This window comes from Methylomonas sp. Kb3, from assembly GCF_002834115.1.
GTDB classification, from domain to species: domain Bacteria; phylum Pseudomonadota; class Gammaproteobacteria; order Methylococcales; family Methylomonadaceae; genus Methylomonas; species Methylomonas defluvii.
The window spans coordinates 22,971-39,221 of record NZ_PIZT01000004.1 but is presented as its reverse complement, the minus strand read 5'-3'; the positions used below and the strand labels follow the sequence as shown (position 1 = coordinate 39,221).

Genomic DNA, 16,251 nt, shown 5'->3' with positions numbered 1-16,251 from the left:
GTGATAACGGTGAACACGATGACATACGCAACAATGACAACAGAAATCTATGGCGAAGTGCTGCGCGCCTGCGTAGCTTGCGGCGCGGAAAAAATCGGTTTTTGGCGGCAAAAAGACTATCTGTATACCGATAGCGCCAGCAGAAAAGCCTTCCGGATTTACCGCTGCGCCTGCTGTGGCACCGGATTTTTGAATCAACCGCCGCATCGGCAATGGTTGCAAGCCATCTATCAATATTCCGGGCAGGCGTTGACGCAAGCGATCACGCTGGACGAAGTGATGGGCCGCGAGGCGGCGTTTCCTAACTGCATCGTGGATGCCAAGCGCATGGCGCTGCAAGCCGATCAGTTGAACAAATCCGGCAACCACCGGGCTTTGGACATTGGTTCCGGGTTTGGCTTTTATACCCGCGCCTTGCGCTTGCTGGGTTATCGCACCGTCAGCATCAATCCCGGCCAGTATGAAAATCGGGTGTTCCAGGATTTAAACGGCGACGAGCCCTTGCCGATCATGTTCGAGCAGTATCAGCCCGAACAGGCATTTGGCGTGGTAGTGATGTCGCAAGTGTTGGAGCACATACTCGAACCGGACCGCACTATTGCCAAAGTGGCCGATCTGCTGGAGAGCGGCGGCGTGCTGGCCTGTGCGGTGCCCAACTATGCGTCGTTTTTGGTCAAACTGCTGGGTACCAAAGAGAACGCCTGCCTGTGGGTGCCGGAACACGTCAATTACTTTACCGAAAAAGGTCTGAAAAGTTTGTTGGAGCGTCACGGCTTGCGCGTGGTTAAAACCGAGCAAGTCACCCGGATTCAGTACAACGCGCTATCCAGGCGTTTGGGTCTAACCGGCAGCTTGGCCAAGCTGGCCGACACCTTGGTTAAGTATGCGCAGATACCGTTTGCGGCGTTAATGGATACCTTGGGTTTGGGCATTTACCTGAACGTGTACGCGGTGAAGCAATAAGCCATGTTGACCGTCGTTATTCTGACCCAAAACGAGGAAGCCAATCTGCCGAGCTGTTTGGCCGGTATCCCCGAACGCTACCCCATCGCGATTGTCGACTCCGGCAGTACCGATAACACGCTGACCATTGCCCAAGAGCGGGGCTGCGCGATTCATCGTAACCCCTGGCCGGGTTTTGCAGAGCAACGCAATTTCGCGATTCGTCAATGCGGCATAGACACGCCGTGGATTTTGTTCGTCGATGCCGACGAAATTTATCCGCAGGCCTTTTACGACTGGTTTGAAGCCAAATTATCCGAAACTCACAGTATCGACGTGTTGATGGTGCCTTCGGTGTTGTATCTGCGTGGCAAACGCTTGAACCATGCGCCCGGTTATCCCATTTATCACCCCCGACTGGTGCGCCGCGAGACTACCCGGTTTGTACGCAACCACACCGGGCATGGCGAAGCGGTGTTGGATAGCTGCCGCATCGGCTATTCCGATATTCCTTACGAGCATTATTTTTACCACGGCGAAATTATCGAGTGGATGCACAAGCACGTCGGTAAGGCTGCGCAGGAAGTGCAATTGCAACCCACCGCCGGGGCGGTGATGACCACGCGCGGCCGCTTAAGCGTATTACTGGGACGTTCCTGGCTGCGAATACTGGCGAGGTTCTGTTATCACTATTTGTTACGTGGCGGCTTTTTGGACGGTGCGGCCGGGTTGGAGTTTGCGCTGATGTTCACCTGGTATGAAGCCTCGATTTATTTGCAAGCAAAAGCCGGTAACTGGGCAAGGAGTGCGGTATGAAAATTTCGTTGGTGTTGGCAACCTTGGGCAGGGACGCGGAAGTCTTGGATTTTTTGAAATCCCTGCTGTTTCAGACCTATAAAAACTTCGAGCTGATTGTTATCGATCAAAATCGTGACGGCAAGATCGACGCTATTTTGGACTCTTATCGAGCGTTGATGGACATCAAGCACGTCAAGGTGGATTTCACCGGCAACGCCCGGGCCAGGGATTACGGCATCGGTTTGGCGCAAGGCCGCATCGTCGCTTTTCCCGACGACGATTGTGCCTATGACCAGGATGTGTTGGAAAAAGTGGTCGCGGAATTTAAGCGGCGCGCAGATATGGCCATTCTGGTGGCCGGTTCCTACGACTTTTCCGCCACCCGGTTCAGCATCGGCGTGAATAGCCACAAAGCCGGCTATTTCAACCGCTTCCGGATGATGGGCGTGGAGTTTACCCAGTTTTTTGATCTGCAACGGGTCGACAGGCAGCAGTTTCATTTGGATCACGATTTTGGCATCGGTTCAAAATATTCGGGGGCGGAAGGTTTTGAGCTGCTGTACCGCTTGCTGCGCGCCGGCGGCAATGCGTTTTACACGCCCGAGATCAAGATTTTTCACGCTAACAAGGATCATTACAAACTCGGCACGGCCAGGATGTTGATGTATTCCACCGGCATCGGCGCTTATATTCGCAAGTTTACCAATCAGCATGATGTGTTTATTTGGTATTACATCGTCCGCAAGATGATGGTCGCGCCACTGTTAAAAATGGCCTTGGCGCTGGTCACCTTCAATCCGCAAAAACTGGCGTATTCGTTTTACAACTTGGTCGGGATCTGGCGCGGGTTTTTGACCTACGGCAAATTGGAAAAATGTATTTAAAGACTGTTTCAGGAGAAATGAAATGGATGTAGGTATTGTCACGACGCATGTGCCGCCGGCCAAAGGCTATGGCGGCGTATCGGTGACCTGCGGCGTATTGACCAAAGCCTGGTCGGAACGCGGCCACGGCATGGCGCTGGTCGCTGCTGATGAGTCGATAGACGGTCGCTTGCGCGCCGAGGATGTAAAGCTGGGCAAGCAAGTCGATGTCAGACTTTACCGCTGTTACGGGTTTCGGCGCTGGGGCTTTGGATTGGGCGCCATTCCAAAGATTTTCAAGCTCTGTTGGCAGGCACCCCGGATCTATATCCACGGCATTGCTACTTGGCCTTCCACGCTGGCGGCACTGTTTTGCGTATTGCTGCGCCGGCCATTCATGGTGGCTGTGCACGGTGGCTTGATGCCGGAACATGTGGCGCTGATTCGGCGGCAGAAGCCGCATAAATGGTTGTTTTACAAGTGGTTGACTTTTCCGACCTTGCGCCGGGCCATTGCGGTGCATTGCACCAGCGATACCGAAGCGGCGGGCGTCACCGACGTGTTGGGGCCGGACGCCAAGGTTTTATTGGTGCCGAACGGCATCGACAGTCGCGAGTTTCAAGTCGCCGGCTATCCGCAAGGCGAGGGCACTCAATTGTGTTTTCTGGGGCACGTGCAGCAAGAAAAAGGCATCAATGCGTTTATCCGGGCCTGGTTAAAAACGCGCCGGCCAAATGACCGTTTGGTGGTCGCCGGCCGCAGTGTCGATGGCGCTTATTTTGAAGAATTTCAGGCTTTGCTTGCGCGGGCTGGCGGTGCTATCAGTTATAAAGGCTATTTGCCGGTTGCCGAAGTGAAGCAGTTGTTGGCCGACAGTCATTTCCTGATGTTGCCGTCCGGCCTGGAGGAAACCGGCGGCATGCGCGAAAATTTTGGCAATGTGGTTGCGGAGGCCATGGCAGCCGGCCGGCCGGTGCTGGTCGCGAAAGGTTTGGCTTGGGATCACTTGGCAATGTATGGCGCCGGTTTGGTGTTCGAGCGCAATGAGGCTTCGGTTTGTGCGGTGCTACGGCAAACGCAAGTGGTGACTCAAGCGACTTGGCAAGACATGGCGCTGCGTAGCCGTGAATATGTCGAACAGCAGCTGGACCCGGTTAAATTAGGCGATAAAGTCTGGAAAGTGATGACAAAAGCCGATCACGTTAAATTGCCGCAGTCCTTAATAGAAGGTTCGTCTTATGAATAAAAAAGTGGGTCTGATCGTGCCGACTCTGAATGCCGGCGAGCTTTGGGAATCGTGGTTACAAGCCTTTGCCGCACAAACCGTGAAGCCTGATTATTGGCTGCTGATAGATTCCTCATCCGCCGACCACACAGTGGCTTTGGCTCGCGACGCGGGTTTTGACGTGGAGGTGATAGCCAAGTCCGAGTTTAATCATGGCGGCACCCGGCAATTTGGCGTGAACCGGCTGGCGGATGCCGATATTCTGGTGTTTTTGACTCAGGATGCCTTGCTGGCGGCCCCCGATGCCATCGAAAAATTACTGGCAGCGTTTACAGACGACAGCGTCGGCGCTGCTTACGGCCGGCAATTGCCCCATCGCAACGCCGGGCCGATCGGCGCGCATGCCCGTTTATTCAATTATCCGCCGCAAAGTCAGGTGCGCAGTTTGCAAGATAAGGTGCAATTCGGCATCAAGACGGCGTTTATTTCCAATTCGTTTGCCGCGTACCGGCGCAGTGCGTTGATGGGCGTTGGCGGGTTTCCTGTCAATACCATCATGAACGAAGATACTTTTGTGGTCGGCAAGATGTTGCTAAACGGCTGGAAAGTGGCTTATTGCGGCGATGCCTCTGTGTTTCATTCGCACGATTACGGATTTGTCGACGAATTTAAGCGCTATTTCGATATTGGCGTTTTTCACGCCCATACGCCTTGGTTGCAGCAGACCTTTGGCGGTGCTTCGGGCGAAGGCCGGCGTTTTGTCGTGTCGGAGTTGAAGTATCTATTGAAAAATGCGCCCTGGCTGCTGCCTTCGGCCTGTTTGCGCACCGGTCTGAAATGGCTGGGCTATAAAATGGGCGGGAGGATGCACGCTAGAATGCCGCAGAGCTTGAACAGACGCTTTAGTTTGCATAAAGCTTATTGGGCGGGCGCTATTTCTGAAAATAGCCTTAACGGCAGATCGTAAATCGATGATTTCCTTATGACGACTAAGCCAGTATTTCCGCGGAATAACGGCAAAACTGGTTCTAAAATTAATCCAATCTTCATCTTATCCTAATCTAAATTACAGTTTTTCTTCATCTTGACTCTGTAGATTCCTAGCCAACATTGTGTTTTTCCGGTCAGAACCGGTTTTTTTTGTTCATTGTACGTAGGCGTCGCGCCGGTATGGTTCAGCAAAAATTCGGAAAAAATACAAGGTTGGATGTGCAAAAGGCCGACAGGGTCTTTCACCGATAGAGCGGGGATAACAGCAACATTTGTTATCAATTCTTTGAGTTTGAAGAGTAGTGCCCGGATGTTTAGGGAATTTGATTAATTACGTTATGGAGTTTCATCTTGATTTCTGAAAAGCATTCATTTGATAGTTGTTTTGAGGTTTTTTTAGCTGACACGCCTGAAAGCAAACGCATTCATTACAACCTCAGATACCAAGTTTATTGCGACGAAATGGGGTATGAGGACAAAGAAAATTTTCCGGAACAAATGGAGTTCGACGAATGGGACCGCCATTCCGTGCATTTCATGGTTCGGCACCGATACACCGGGCAATGGTTGGGCGCGTTACGCTTGGTTTATCAGAATCAAGCGGTTTTCCCTTTCGAAGCCAAGTGCGTTCCCGACCAGCCTATAACCCCTCAGCAATACCAACAATCAATAGAAATATCCCGTCTCTGCGTATTGAGAGAAGCCAGACGCTTTGCCCCGAGGGCTTTCCCGCAACAGGAGCAAGACGCTGAACAAGTTGCCAAGGACAGCGGTAACATTCGTTATCTGCATACCATTAAAAATCAGACTCGCAGCATAATGTGGGGTTTGTATCGGGCGGCGGTTGTCTACTCGGCGCGGAACGATATTAAACAGTGGTACATATTGGTAACGCCGTCTTTGGCTTACGCGGTTAAGAAAGAGGGGTTTGAAATGCAACAGGTAGGCGGCGCCTGCGACCATCGCGGTCAGCGTATTCCTTATGCATTGGATGTTGAGCATATTCTTGCCAATCCTTTGTGGCAAAAAGACTATCAGTTGGATTATCGCAAATATTCAGAACTGCTAGAGCAATCGGTGGCTAAGCGGCAAAGAGCTTAAAGTATCGGCGCGCGATCATGCCCAGTTTTAGATACTAAGCGGTTTGCAGGGCATTTATCGCATCAAAAAAAAGCCCGGTTTGCGCTGGCGATCTATTAAATCTGGGCGGTGCGGCTGCCGGATTGGAGTAAGCCGCTAGTGTCGTTACCGATGCCAGACCATAGCGTGAAAGCAGCCCTAAGTCATGCGGCAGACGCCGCGCGGGCGTGTCGGCGTTGTTTAAATCCCCGCGCAGCTTATTCCCGGAAACTTCCGTCTTCTGAAAGCCATTATGTCGCGGCTCGTCGTTAAGCCTTTACGCTCTCAGTTCCTCTAAAGTCAGGCCGAGCAGGCTTGAGCTGTTTAATTAGCGCCAGCCCAAAAGAACCACGCGCCTCAAACCGAAAACTTGATGCCTCAGGTCCAGCCGTACCGGGAATCTACATAAGATAGAGCCCGGACATAAACAATCCATTTTGAATTTGCCAAGGCTGCCGGCCACCGTTGCAGACACTGTGCAGCCGTTTTTTGGGTGGGCGTTTTTCTGTCTTATTCCAGCAGCTTACGGTAAAGTTGCAGAGTCAAACTGATATACTGGCTTTCGTCTGTCTCAGCTTAGCTATCTGCTGTTTCGGGTCGGAAGCCTACGTCATTATTATAAAAACTATATTAGCCAGGATTATTTATGGAAGCTTATTTGCCCATGATTCAAAGCATACTGTCGGATTGGTATCGATTTACGCTGGAAAACCAGGAATATGCCGGCGCTTTAGCGCTTGCCGTGTGGTTGCTGACGGCAATGTTTTACAGTATCAGGATTTATTTTTTAAAAAAAACCAATGCCATCAATTTAAAAGCGCGTCTTGCTTTACAAGCTGATTTGGAGGCGGCGCAACAGCAACAGCAAGCCTTGCAAGAACAATTGACTGCCAATACCGAGCAGATGGAAGCTGCCAAAGCCTTGGCTGATAACGAAACGCAACGGGCAGCCGGTCTGGAAGAAAAGCTGGTACTGGCAAATCGGCAGGTGATCGACAGTATCAAAACCTTGGCCACCAGTTTCGAATTGACCGAGCCCGCCTTACCGGCCGCCAACGATCTGCAATCGACTGATCTGTGGCCACGATATTTCGCGCTTACCGCGCAAATTACCGAACGCTTTAAAGCTGAGCAGCAGGGCAAAACCGAGTTGCAACTGGCTCTGTGGGCGGAAACCTCCAAAGTCGCTGAAAAAGATGCGCTATTGGGGCCGTTGCAGTTGCGTTTGGAATCGCAAACCGAACAGTTGAATAAACTGGAATTGGCGGTGGAAGAGCAAAAAATTCTGCGCGAGCGCGAACAAGCCAGCGCGGAAAAACTACTGGCGGAGGCCCAAGCCAAACATCAAGCCGAACTGGCGCGTTACGCCGACTCGGCCAAACATTCGGCGACACCAGCCCCTGCTTACTCGCAGCCGGTATCTCAACCGGAGCCAAAAGTTGTTATCAACGAAGCGCCCGCAGTTATCCAGCCTGCCCCGGCTGTTGTTGCTGAACCTGTCGTGGTTCAGGCACCTGTCGAGCCGCCAAAGCCGGTCGAGCGCGAAGTTGCGCCGGTTGTGGATAAGCCCAAACCAGTGGTTGCCGAGCCGGCACCGGCAAAACAGTCATCCGTCGATAAATTGGCCGAGAAAAGTGGCAGTTTCGGCAAGTTCAAGCAAATGTTGAACAACACGATGCAGCAAATGGCTAAGTTGGATCAGAAACTGGGTACACAAACAGAAGTCGCGGCCGAGGCCATCCAGGAAGAGTTGGAAGAAGTCGCCACACCTGTCGTGGAGGCGGCCGCTGAACTTAAGGAAAATGTGGTGGAAATCGCGGAAAATGCCGCAGAAGCGATCAAAGAACCGGCTGCCGGCGTTGGCGGAAAGCTGAAAGGTTTGTTCGGTAAAAAAGCGGCAGAGCCCGCCGTTGAGCCTGAACCGGTAGCGGAGCCCGAGCCGATTGCCGAAACAGTTGCCGCCGCAGTCGAACCCGCCAAACCTGCCGGGCTAAAAGGGCTGCTTAAAAAGTGGAAATGATAGTTTCCGCTGTTTAAACATCAGCCGGGCGGGCGTTGTTTGTCCGGCTGTTTAATCTGTCTGTGTATTCCAATTAAATCTGCCACCAATTCCTGTTTCTAAACAGCAGGTACTCCAATCGAAACCCACTGTGGGCGGCAACCGGCTAAAAGCAGGCGTAGGGTGTGGTTAGCTGTAGTTTTTAATGGCTTTGTTTTTGAACAGGGTATCTACGTCCATTCGCAAACTACCGAAAATCGGGATGGTTTCCCCCGTATGCCGCGCCGAGCACCGGAGCTTTTGAACGGATCAGCCCGTAGGGGCGATGCATGAATGCATCGCGTTGCCGAAGGGGCAGGAAGCCCCTTTCGGCAACCCCGTTCAAAAGCGAGGAGCGCAGGGAATAAGCGGCATTCGGGTGGCTTTTCTTTTGGTGACTTTTCTTTGGCCAAACAAAGAAAAGTTACTCGGCTGTCGGGCCGAGACCCGACATTGAAATCAGTTGTCGCGTTAGCGACACAAACACAAAAGTCCTTTAACCGCGTGGGCACAAAAACCGTGTCCACCCTACCGGGCTAGGCCTTATTCCACTCTAACAGAAAGTTAGCTTGACCAAATCAAACGATAAAAGAAGCATTGGATCGAGCACAGACGTGCTGTGCCCCTCCAGCGCCAACGAAAACCGATAGTACAAAAGCCCAACTTGCTACAAACTTAAATCTGGCTTTCTTCATAGTTACCTCCTTGGTTTGAAGTGCTATGGGTACATTGTGGTGTTCATTGTTAGTGGGAATTCCACCCAGCATTCGGACGGTCTTTTCAGTCATGTGAATACGTTGATATTCAAGGCTGATCGAACTCTCGGTCTTCTCGCTCCAATGCTTCCTTGGAAAGTTTCACGTTCAAAGTCTACTCTTTCATCCAGGCCATGTAAATTTTGGCATAGGTCCACATTCCTACCGCCAAGCTACCTGTTAAGTTGGAATTAAATGGCCGCTTTCTCCATATTTTCAGCCGTTTGGCAATGATGATTTAATGACGTCTTAGGGTCGATCAGAGACAATTCGCCTCTTTCCAAAGACCTTGTAGTGTTCAGCCGCCGCCCTATCGAATTGGGGCCCCGATACGCCATCGGAACAGATGGCGGTTTTCAATCGGGATAAGCAATCCGCCTAAACTTCCGGCACAAAAAAGAACGGGCTGCCTTCGTGGCCGGCGTGCTGCAAGGGGGCGTATTGCGGCATTTGTTCGAAACCGCCGCGCGCTGCCGACGCACGTACTTGATTGGCCACATCCCGGAAGATGTCGTAGTCTTCGATGATGCGTTTGTTGCCGCGCAGGACTTTCAAAAATGCATTGGCAAACACGGAGTGATCGCCGCCGCCCTGGTCCATAACGGGCTTAACGCCGCCGGATGTCAATACGGTGCGGGCTTTGCGGCTGTTCATGGCTTTTAACCAGCGTTCGCGCTTGGCGTCGTCCATGCCTTCCGGCAGTTTGGCTACTGCCGAGCCGGTCAATGCGCCGGAATAGCAGGAATCGGCTACCACCATAATGTGCTTGGCCGGCATGATGCTCAAAAATTCCGTGATGCTTTGGCTGGAAATCCAGTTGGCGCTATTGCCGGTTTCCGAATCGACCGGGAGCCAATAGGCGGTCTGACTTTTCTTGTCGATCTCGCCGTGGCCGGCGTAATAAACCAGCAAATTATCCTGTTCGGTGAGTTTTTGATTCAGTTCGTTAAACGCCGACATGATCGTGTGGCGATTGGCATTGATCAGCAATTTGGTTTTAAACCCGTAGCGCTCACGTAACAACAGTTCCAGGCTTTTCGCGTCGGCGATGGGTGTTTTTAGTGACGGATAAGCGCCGTACTCGTTATTGCCGATGATGATGGCGTAGAATTTGCCGAATTGAATATCGCCGGAGCGTTTCAATTCGCTGCCGTTGCTGCTCGGAAACACTGCCTCTGCCGCATTGCCGGAAGCCAGCAAGCGCAGGCTTAAATCGCTGCTTTGATTGCGTTTGTCGGTAGCGACGATGCGCACCAAGGTTTCGTCGCCTTTCAAACTCACGTCGGTTTCAAAACGGCCGTTGGCATCGACTTTTATCGCTTTGTCGTTCAACAGCAAGCGGCTCAGGCCGGTCGCCGCGTCGATTTTGCCGACGATGCGTTTGCTGCTCTCGCCCAAGCCAAATTGAATGCTGGGAATACCCCTGGTCACGGTGACGGCGGGTTCCAGTAATTCGATATTCGGACCGTTGCCCGAAGCCACCACGTTGGATGCTTGTTGTTGCAGTTTTTCTTTCAGTGCGGCAATTTCTTTGGCTTGCTGTTGCAAGGCTTGTTTGCGCAAATCTATTTGATTTCTGTCCAGTTTGTCCTGTGAGGTCAGCCAGCCGGTCAGTTCCGCCGATTGTTTTTGATAGGTTTCGATTTTTTCGTTGAGCTTGTTTTCGATGTCGTTGGTTTTGCTTTCAACGGCTTTCGCGCTGGGGCTTTGCTGGCGCGCCGCTTCCAGTTCGCGTTTCATGCGTTGCCTTTCCTGGCTGAGAGATTGTGTCAAACTACCCAATTTGGCTTGTTGGTCTTTTAATTGGCTTTCCTTTTCGCGCAACTGTTTTTCCAGCGATTCGATGTCGCTGGAGCCGCCGGGCGTGGTGGATTTTTGTTGTTGCAGTTTGTTACGCAAGGCTTCCAACTCGTCTTGAGCCTTACGCAAACTCTCTTGCTGATCCAGGGTTTGCTGGCGGGTGCTTTGCAGTTGCTCGCGAAGTTGCTCCGCTTCCCGGCGGGACTCGGCTACTTCGCTGCGCAAGGTGGCCAATTCTTCGCTATTGGCGATGGCTTGGGCATTGACGGCGGGCGCGAACTGGATGCCGGCGTCTTCCAGGCCGGCCGATTTGCGATACCAACGCAGCGCGGTTTCCTTGTCTTCGGTAACGCCCAGACCTTTTTCGTAAAGATGGCCCAAGTTCAATTGTGCTTGCGAGTTACCTTGATTGGCGGCTTTTTCGTACCACTGCGCGGCGGCTTTGTAGTCGGCTGGCGTACCCAGGCCTTTTTCGAAAATCTCGCCGACATACAGTTGGGCGGCGGCATCGCCTTCCTGGGCTTTGGGTAGCCAGATATTTAAGGCGCTGGCGTAGTTGGCGCGGTCGTAAGCGACATATTCGCCGCCGCGGACTTCACAATCGGCGGCGGTGGTGCGGATGGGGCGGCGGGCGCTGAGATAAGTCATCTGCGAGCCTAGCTTGCGTACCTGTCCGGGCAGTAGGCAATCGACGACAAACAGTTTGCTGGTGTCGGCCACGATATAGCCTTCGGTGGCTTTAGCCATTTCTTCCTGGCTGACATCGCGGGCGCAGGCGGACATTAAAATGCCGCCAATTGCCAATGCCAGCGTACGGTTCAATACTCTTTGTGTCGCCATGGTGTGCCGCCTCGAATGATTGATTTTATCCGGCAACCATAGCAGAAATCCGCTACCCCGCAAATGGCTAGGGCGGGTGGTCCAGACGTTTTAGCATCTGCGGCCAAATGGCTTGCCAGCCATGGCCGTGATCGGCATCGACGATTTGTACGTGGCTGTTTGGGCGTTGCTGCAGGGTTTGTTGGAATAATGCCGGGGGAATGTTGTTATCGCGCTGGCCCAGCAGATGCCATTCCGCGATGCCGGGTTTGCCGACGCGCTTAGCGGGGTTTAGAGAGTCATGCAAATGCTGGTAGCGGTGATGATCGGCCCAAATATCGATGTCGTAATTCCCCGCCAGCGTCACCACGGCGACTGCTTGCGGCAAACGCTCGGCTATCAGTAGTGCCAACGTGCCGCCGCCGCTGTGGCCGATCAACATCACTTCGCTGTAACCGTTTAGCGTGCAGAATTCTGTTAGTGCTTGGGTCATAGCCGCTACCACGCGCTCGCTATAGCGGGCGCCGGTCCACAAGCTTTGCGAGCAGCCGGGGTCGCTGGCGTGGCCGTTGTAGCATGGCCGTCCCAGGTATAAAGCCGGCTTCGGGTCGGAAGCCATTAATGACAGAACGGTAGCTGTGCGGGTAGTGGGGTCAGAGGCTGGAAACAGTCCACGTTCCCAAGGGCGGCCGTCACCTTCGAGATAAACATGCAGGCGTTTACCGGCTGATGGCGGCAAATGGGTAAAGGATGTTAGTTTGAATCCTGCGGCTTCCGACTCCAAGGCCTGAAAGCCGAATGCCGTGGCTTGCTCATGTAGGCGCATGGCCGGGGTACTGCAAGCTGCCAGGAAAAGCAGCAGACTCAGTTTAATCAGCAAATGTAGCCGCTTGACAGGCATCAGTTACAGGCGATTTAGAATAGGCCACGCTGCATGCGGGGCATGCAGCGTGGTCAGGAGGCTTGGTCGTCCGGCAATCGACCGTTTGCCAGGTTGTTTAAAACGACAGCCGCAAGCCGCTGGAAAAGGCGTGGTTTGACACGTTTGCCCGGTCGATGATGGTATTGTAGGCTACGAAAGCGGATATGCCGTCGGCAAATTGGCCGGCCACGTTAAATCCCAGTTGCATGAAATCGCGGTCCGGATTGTCGGAGCGGATGTTAAAGCCGGCATTGTTTTGCACGAAGCGCACGACGCTGACTTGGGCGTTATAGCTGGATTCATGTACCCATTCAGCATTGACTTGCGGCACGATCACGCCCCAAGGCAGGCTCCACGCATACGAAGCCCTGGCGCCGGCTTTGGTCAGCATGGATTCTATGTTTTGTTTGCCGTAGCTGGTGCCGAAGCTGGAGCCACCTGTTTCGCGGTAGCCGTCCACTTCCGTTTTGGCGTAGTCGAAACCGATATAAGGTCCGACCACTACCTTGTCGATGTGGTAGTTATAACCCGCGCCCAAGCTGGAGGCATACTGCATGCCCGAGGTGCTGCCTTTTGCCGAGGTGTTGAAAAAGCTCATTGCCCGCTCGGATTCGTAATCGATGCCGCCGACACTGGCCAGCGCGTCGATATAGAAATCCTGAATATTCAAAGTGCTGTATAGCGAGCCGGTATAGGCTGCGGTATAAAGCTGGCCGGCGCGATTGCTGAAATCGGCTTTGTTGTGAGCGTTATTAAAGGCCACCCCCACAAAAAAATTATCGGTGAACGCATAATCCGCACCGACTGTGACACCTTGATTGTCGAAGCTGTAACCCTGTTCGTTGGCAGTGCGGTTCCGGCTACCAAAACTGCCGTCGATATTGCCGTATAGGCCCAGGCGTTGAAATATTTCCGGTAGTTCATCGCCGCTGCCGCCGCCGATTTTGGTACCGCCCAGGTTGATGCCGCCCGCATTGCCGGCGCGCAAGGTGGCGATGCGGTCCATCACGCTGCTGAAATTCGCTCGCGAAGTGGCAACCGTGGTGGCTGCAATCGTATTGATCTCTTCAGGGGTGATTTGATCGATAACATCGGCTTTGGCAGCCGCGCCCAGGCCGGCGATTCTGGCGCAGTCGCTGATAACAGCACTGCTGGTGGGCGATGCGCACAAGCTATTAATTGCCAGAGAGGTCGCGCTGGCGTTGGAGGTTGATTCGATAATTTGCGATTGGGAAATGACCGCGCCGCCGCTGCCGGCATAGCTAATCAATCTCGCACTGCCCGAGCCGGTGCCGGTGCCGGGAATGATCAGTCCCGAGTCGCCGACTATCAGTAACACATTGCCCGTGTCGCTGTTTATATTGGAACCCGCGATAGCGTCGGTTGATGCAAACGGGTAGTTTGCCAACGCGACAGTATAGCTGCCGGGGCTCAAGGGGTAGTCGTTAATCAGCGAGTTAAAATTCGGAGAAACGCCCGCCGCGCCGCAGTCTATCTGGTTGCAACCGTCGTCGTTCTGAGTGAGTACGGAGAGGCTGGTAAAATTGCCGGTGCCGCTCAGCAGGAAAATATAGGGGTCCGTTGTGGGGCCGCTGGTGGCAATATCGACCAGTGTGGTTTGTGATAGCGAGAAGGGCAGGTAGCCCACCGATCCGGCCCCGGAGCCGGTTAGATTGAATGTGCCGCTCGCGAATTCCACGCCTGCCGCGAGTGGCGACGCCAGCAGCAACGTCACTAACGAGCCTGCGGTTAGGATTGCCGTTTGCTTAATCGCGCAACAGCGGTTTTAGAGCAGAATAGTTCAAAAAAAAACAGTGATTTCATGAGCATTTATTCCAAATAATTTTTGCAACTTATTATAGATGCATGTTGATGTTTTCAATAGTAATTAAATTTTTCTGGAGATTGGGTGCCGGCCACTCGCGCTTTTTCTTATTGAATCGTGGTCAGTAAATTTCTGATGACCGTCGGGCTTGGGAGAGCTCAAATGCAGCGGTGGCGAGAATTTGCCGGACCTGGACGGGATTTATCCCGGTCGATTTTGGGGCTTGGCGGTTTTTAGACCATCAAGGGCAATTGCAGCGACACGAACAAGCTCTTCGGCTAAAATCCTTACACTTTCCCTGACTGTCGTTTGCCATGTCCAGATTTGAGCTCGCATTGAAAGCCTTTCAGCAGGCTCAACTAGCCTATGAAGATTTATTGGCCGTAGCGGCCGCGTTAAGCGCGGAACCCGAACCGGTTTTAGATGCGGCTCGGCAATTTTTGGAAAACGAATATCGGAGCGGAAACATTGGCGCGGATGTTTATCGCGGTTTGCAATCGGTCATGCAAGACGAAACCCGGTTTGTCGACGACCAAACCCAAATGGCGCCTTCACGGGTCTCCGCTCCAGACGATGCAACCAGCATAGTTTCGGCGCCGACTACGGCGACGACGATACTGCCGGTTTCACCCGCTACGCAAACACCTACCCTGACCACCGAATCCTTGCTGCAAGGCTTGGATCCCTCGCAGCCGCGCGCCGAGCTGACAGTCGGTAGTACCTTGAAAGGTCGTTTTGTGCTCGAAGAGTTGCTCGGGGTGGGCGGCATGGGTATGGTGTTTAAAGCCACCGACTTGCGCAAAGTAGAAGCCTCGGATAAAGAGCCTTTTGTCGCTTTAAAGGTGTTAAATCAGGATTTTCAATTCAATCCGATGGCGCTGGTGGCTTTGCAGCGGGAGACCAAACGTGCGCAAACCCTGTCTCACCCCAATATTATTAAAGTCTACGATTTTGATCGGGACGGCACGCACGTGTTTATGTCGATGGAATACCTGCAGGGTAGGCCGCTCAGTCATCTGATCCGTGAGCATGTCGACAGCGGATTACCCTTCAAAAAAGCCTGGCCTATCATCAGTGCGATGGCTGAAGCCTTGGCGCATGCGCATAAGAAAAATATCGTGCATTCCGACTTTAAACCGGGGAATGTGTTTGTCGGCGACGACGGCGAAATCAGAGTGCTGGATTTCGGGATTGCTTGCGCCATTGGCCGCAGCGAAACAGACGGCCACGACGCGACGATTTTTAATGCGCGGTCGCTGGGCGCTATGACTCCGGCCTATGCCAGTTTGGAGCAACTGCAAAATAGCGATCCCGATCCGCGCGACGATATTTATGCCTTGGCTTGCATCACTTACGAACTGTTGAGCGGCAAGCATCCGTTTGGCCGGTTATCGGCGGAAAAGGCCACGGAAGTCAATCTACAGCCCAAACCCATTGCCCAGCTTAAACGCCGGCAATGGAAAGGATTGCAAAAGGCCCTGGCTTTTAGACAGGAGGATCGCTGTGCCACTATCGACGAATTTTTAGCGGCTATCGGACCGCATACGTCTGTCTATTACGGACTGTGGTCAACGGGTGTGTTGCTGGCTTGTTTGATCGGGTTGAACGTCTATTGGACTCTCAATGAAAAGCAAACCGCTACCGAAGTGGTAAAGGTCGCCGTTGAGCTCAATCCCGAGCAAAACCAAAAAATTAAGGATTTGCTGGAATTGGCGGATATTCATTTTGATGTCGGTTACCTAACCGCGCCGACCGGCAGCAATGCGTTCTGGGCTTATCAGGAAGTTTTGAAAATTGATCCATACAACAAAGCAGCAATAGACGGTATCAATAAAATTGCCGATACGCTGGAACAGCAGGCGTGGGAGTTTTACGAAAAGAACGACCGCTCGGAGGCTTTGAAAAAAGTACAGGAAGGTTTGGAAGTCAACCCTGTGCACAAGGGCTTACAGAGTTTGCGAGATAAGCTCAGGTTTAATTGATTTAGTTTTCCGATCTTTGCGGAGGGATTTTCAAAGAGCGGTGAATCTGGGGGAAGAGGTGTGTTTACGCAGATTATCAGCAGAAGTAATTCTGATTGGGCTATTTGTCGCGGCTAAGCCTGCTAAAGCCGGTCTGTGACCGAGTTTAGCAGGATGAAAGCCCAGCTTAGTGT

The 16,251-nt window shown here is 52.8% G+C and carries 11 protein-coding genes; 8 read left to right on the top strand and 3 right to left on the bottom strand.

What is annotated here, in order from left to right; all coding sequences use genetic code 11:
• Positions 1-18 precede the first annotated feature (18 nt).
• The 7 genes from CWO84_RS03090 to CWO84_RS03060 all read left to right on the top strand — a co-directional run bounded on the left by CWO84_RS03090 (position 19) and on the right by CWO84_RS03060 (position 7,957).
• Entirely contained in the window at positions 19-963 is a 945-nt protein-coding gene (locus CWO84_RS03090; RefSeq protein ID WP_033157143.1) for a class I SAM-dependent methyltransferase, read from the top strand.
• A gap of 3 nt (positions 964-966) precedes the next feature.
• Entirely contained in the window at positions 967-1,758 is a 792-nt protein-coding gene (locus CWO84_RS03085) for a glycosyltransferase family 2 protein (protein WP_101051769.1), read from the top strand.
• Positions 1,755-2,624 (top strand): glycosyltransferase family A protein, encoded by an 870-nt coding sequence (locus tag CWO84_RS03080; RefSeq protein WP_101051768.1) that lies wholly within the window; start codon positions 1,755-1,757, stop codon positions 2,622-2,624. Before CWO84_RS03085 ends, CWO84_RS03080 begins: the two co-directional genes overlap by 4 nt.
• A 22-nt stretch (positions 2,625-2,646) precedes the next feature.
• The gene (locus CWO84_RS03075) at positions 2,647-3,849 is read left to right on the top strand and encodes a glycosyltransferase family 4 protein (RefSeq protein WP_101051767.1); all 1,203 of its coding nucleotides are present in this window, start codon (positions 2,647-2,649) and stop codon (positions 3,847-3,849) included.
• Positions 3,842-4,795, top strand: coding sequence for a glycosyltransferase (locus CWO84_RS03070; protein WP_033157139.1), 954 nt, complete (start codon positions 3,842-3,844; stop codon positions 4,793-4,795). Before CWO84_RS03075 ends, CWO84_RS03070 begins: the two co-directional genes overlap by 8 nt.
• A gap of 374 nt (positions 4,796-5,169) precedes the next feature.
• Positions 5,170-5,919: a PEP-CTERM/exosortase system-associated acyltransferase gene (locus CWO84_RS03065; RefSeq protein ID WP_033157138.1), complete on the top strand. Its 750-nt coding sequence runs from the start codon at positions 5,170-5,172 to the stop codon at positions 5,917-5,919.
• 664 nt (positions 5,920-6,583) lie between these two features.
• Positions 6,584-7,957, top strand: a complete 1,374-nt coding sequence (locus CWO84_RS03060) for a hypothetical protein (protein ID WP_101051766.1) — start codon at positions 6,584-6,586, stop codon at positions 7,955-7,957.
• Positions 7,958-9,108: 1,151 nt separating this feature from the next.
• On the opposite strand, the gene CWO84_RS03045 is transcribed toward CWO84_RS03060, so the two are convergent.
• The 3 genes from CWO84_RS03045 to CWO84_RS03035 form a co-directional block, all read right to left on the bottom strand.
• Positions 9,109-11,370 (bottom strand): caspase family protein, encoded by a 2,262-nt coding sequence (locus tag CWO84_RS03045; protein ID WP_101051765.1) that lies wholly within the window; start codon positions 11,368-11,370, stop codon positions 9,109-9,111.
• Positions 11,371-11,437: 67 nt separating this feature from the next.
• On the bottom strand, positions 11,438-12,250 hold the full coding sequence (locus CWO84_RS03040) for an alpha/beta fold hydrolase (protein ID WP_101051764.1): 813 nt from the start codon (positions 12,248-12,250) through the stop codon (positions 11,438-11,440).
• Positions 12,251-12,347: 97 nt separating this feature from the next.
• A complete protein-coding gene (locus CWO84_RS03035) occupies positions 12,348-14,006 on the bottom strand; it encodes a DVUA0089 family protein (RefSeq protein WP_240617948.1) in 1,659 nt (552 codons plus the stop codon).
• 404 nt (positions 14,007-14,410) lie between these two features.
• Between CWO84_RS03035 and CWO84_RS03030 the strand changes: the two genes are divergently transcribed.
• Positions 14,411-16,078 carry a serine/threonine-protein kinase gene (locus CWO84_RS03030; RefSeq protein WP_101051763.1) on the top strand — a complete coding sequence of 556 codons (1,668 nt, stop codon included), beginning with the start codon at positions 14,411-14,413 and terminating at the stop codon, positions 16,076-16,078.
• Positions 16,079-16,251 lie beyond the last annotated feature (173 nt).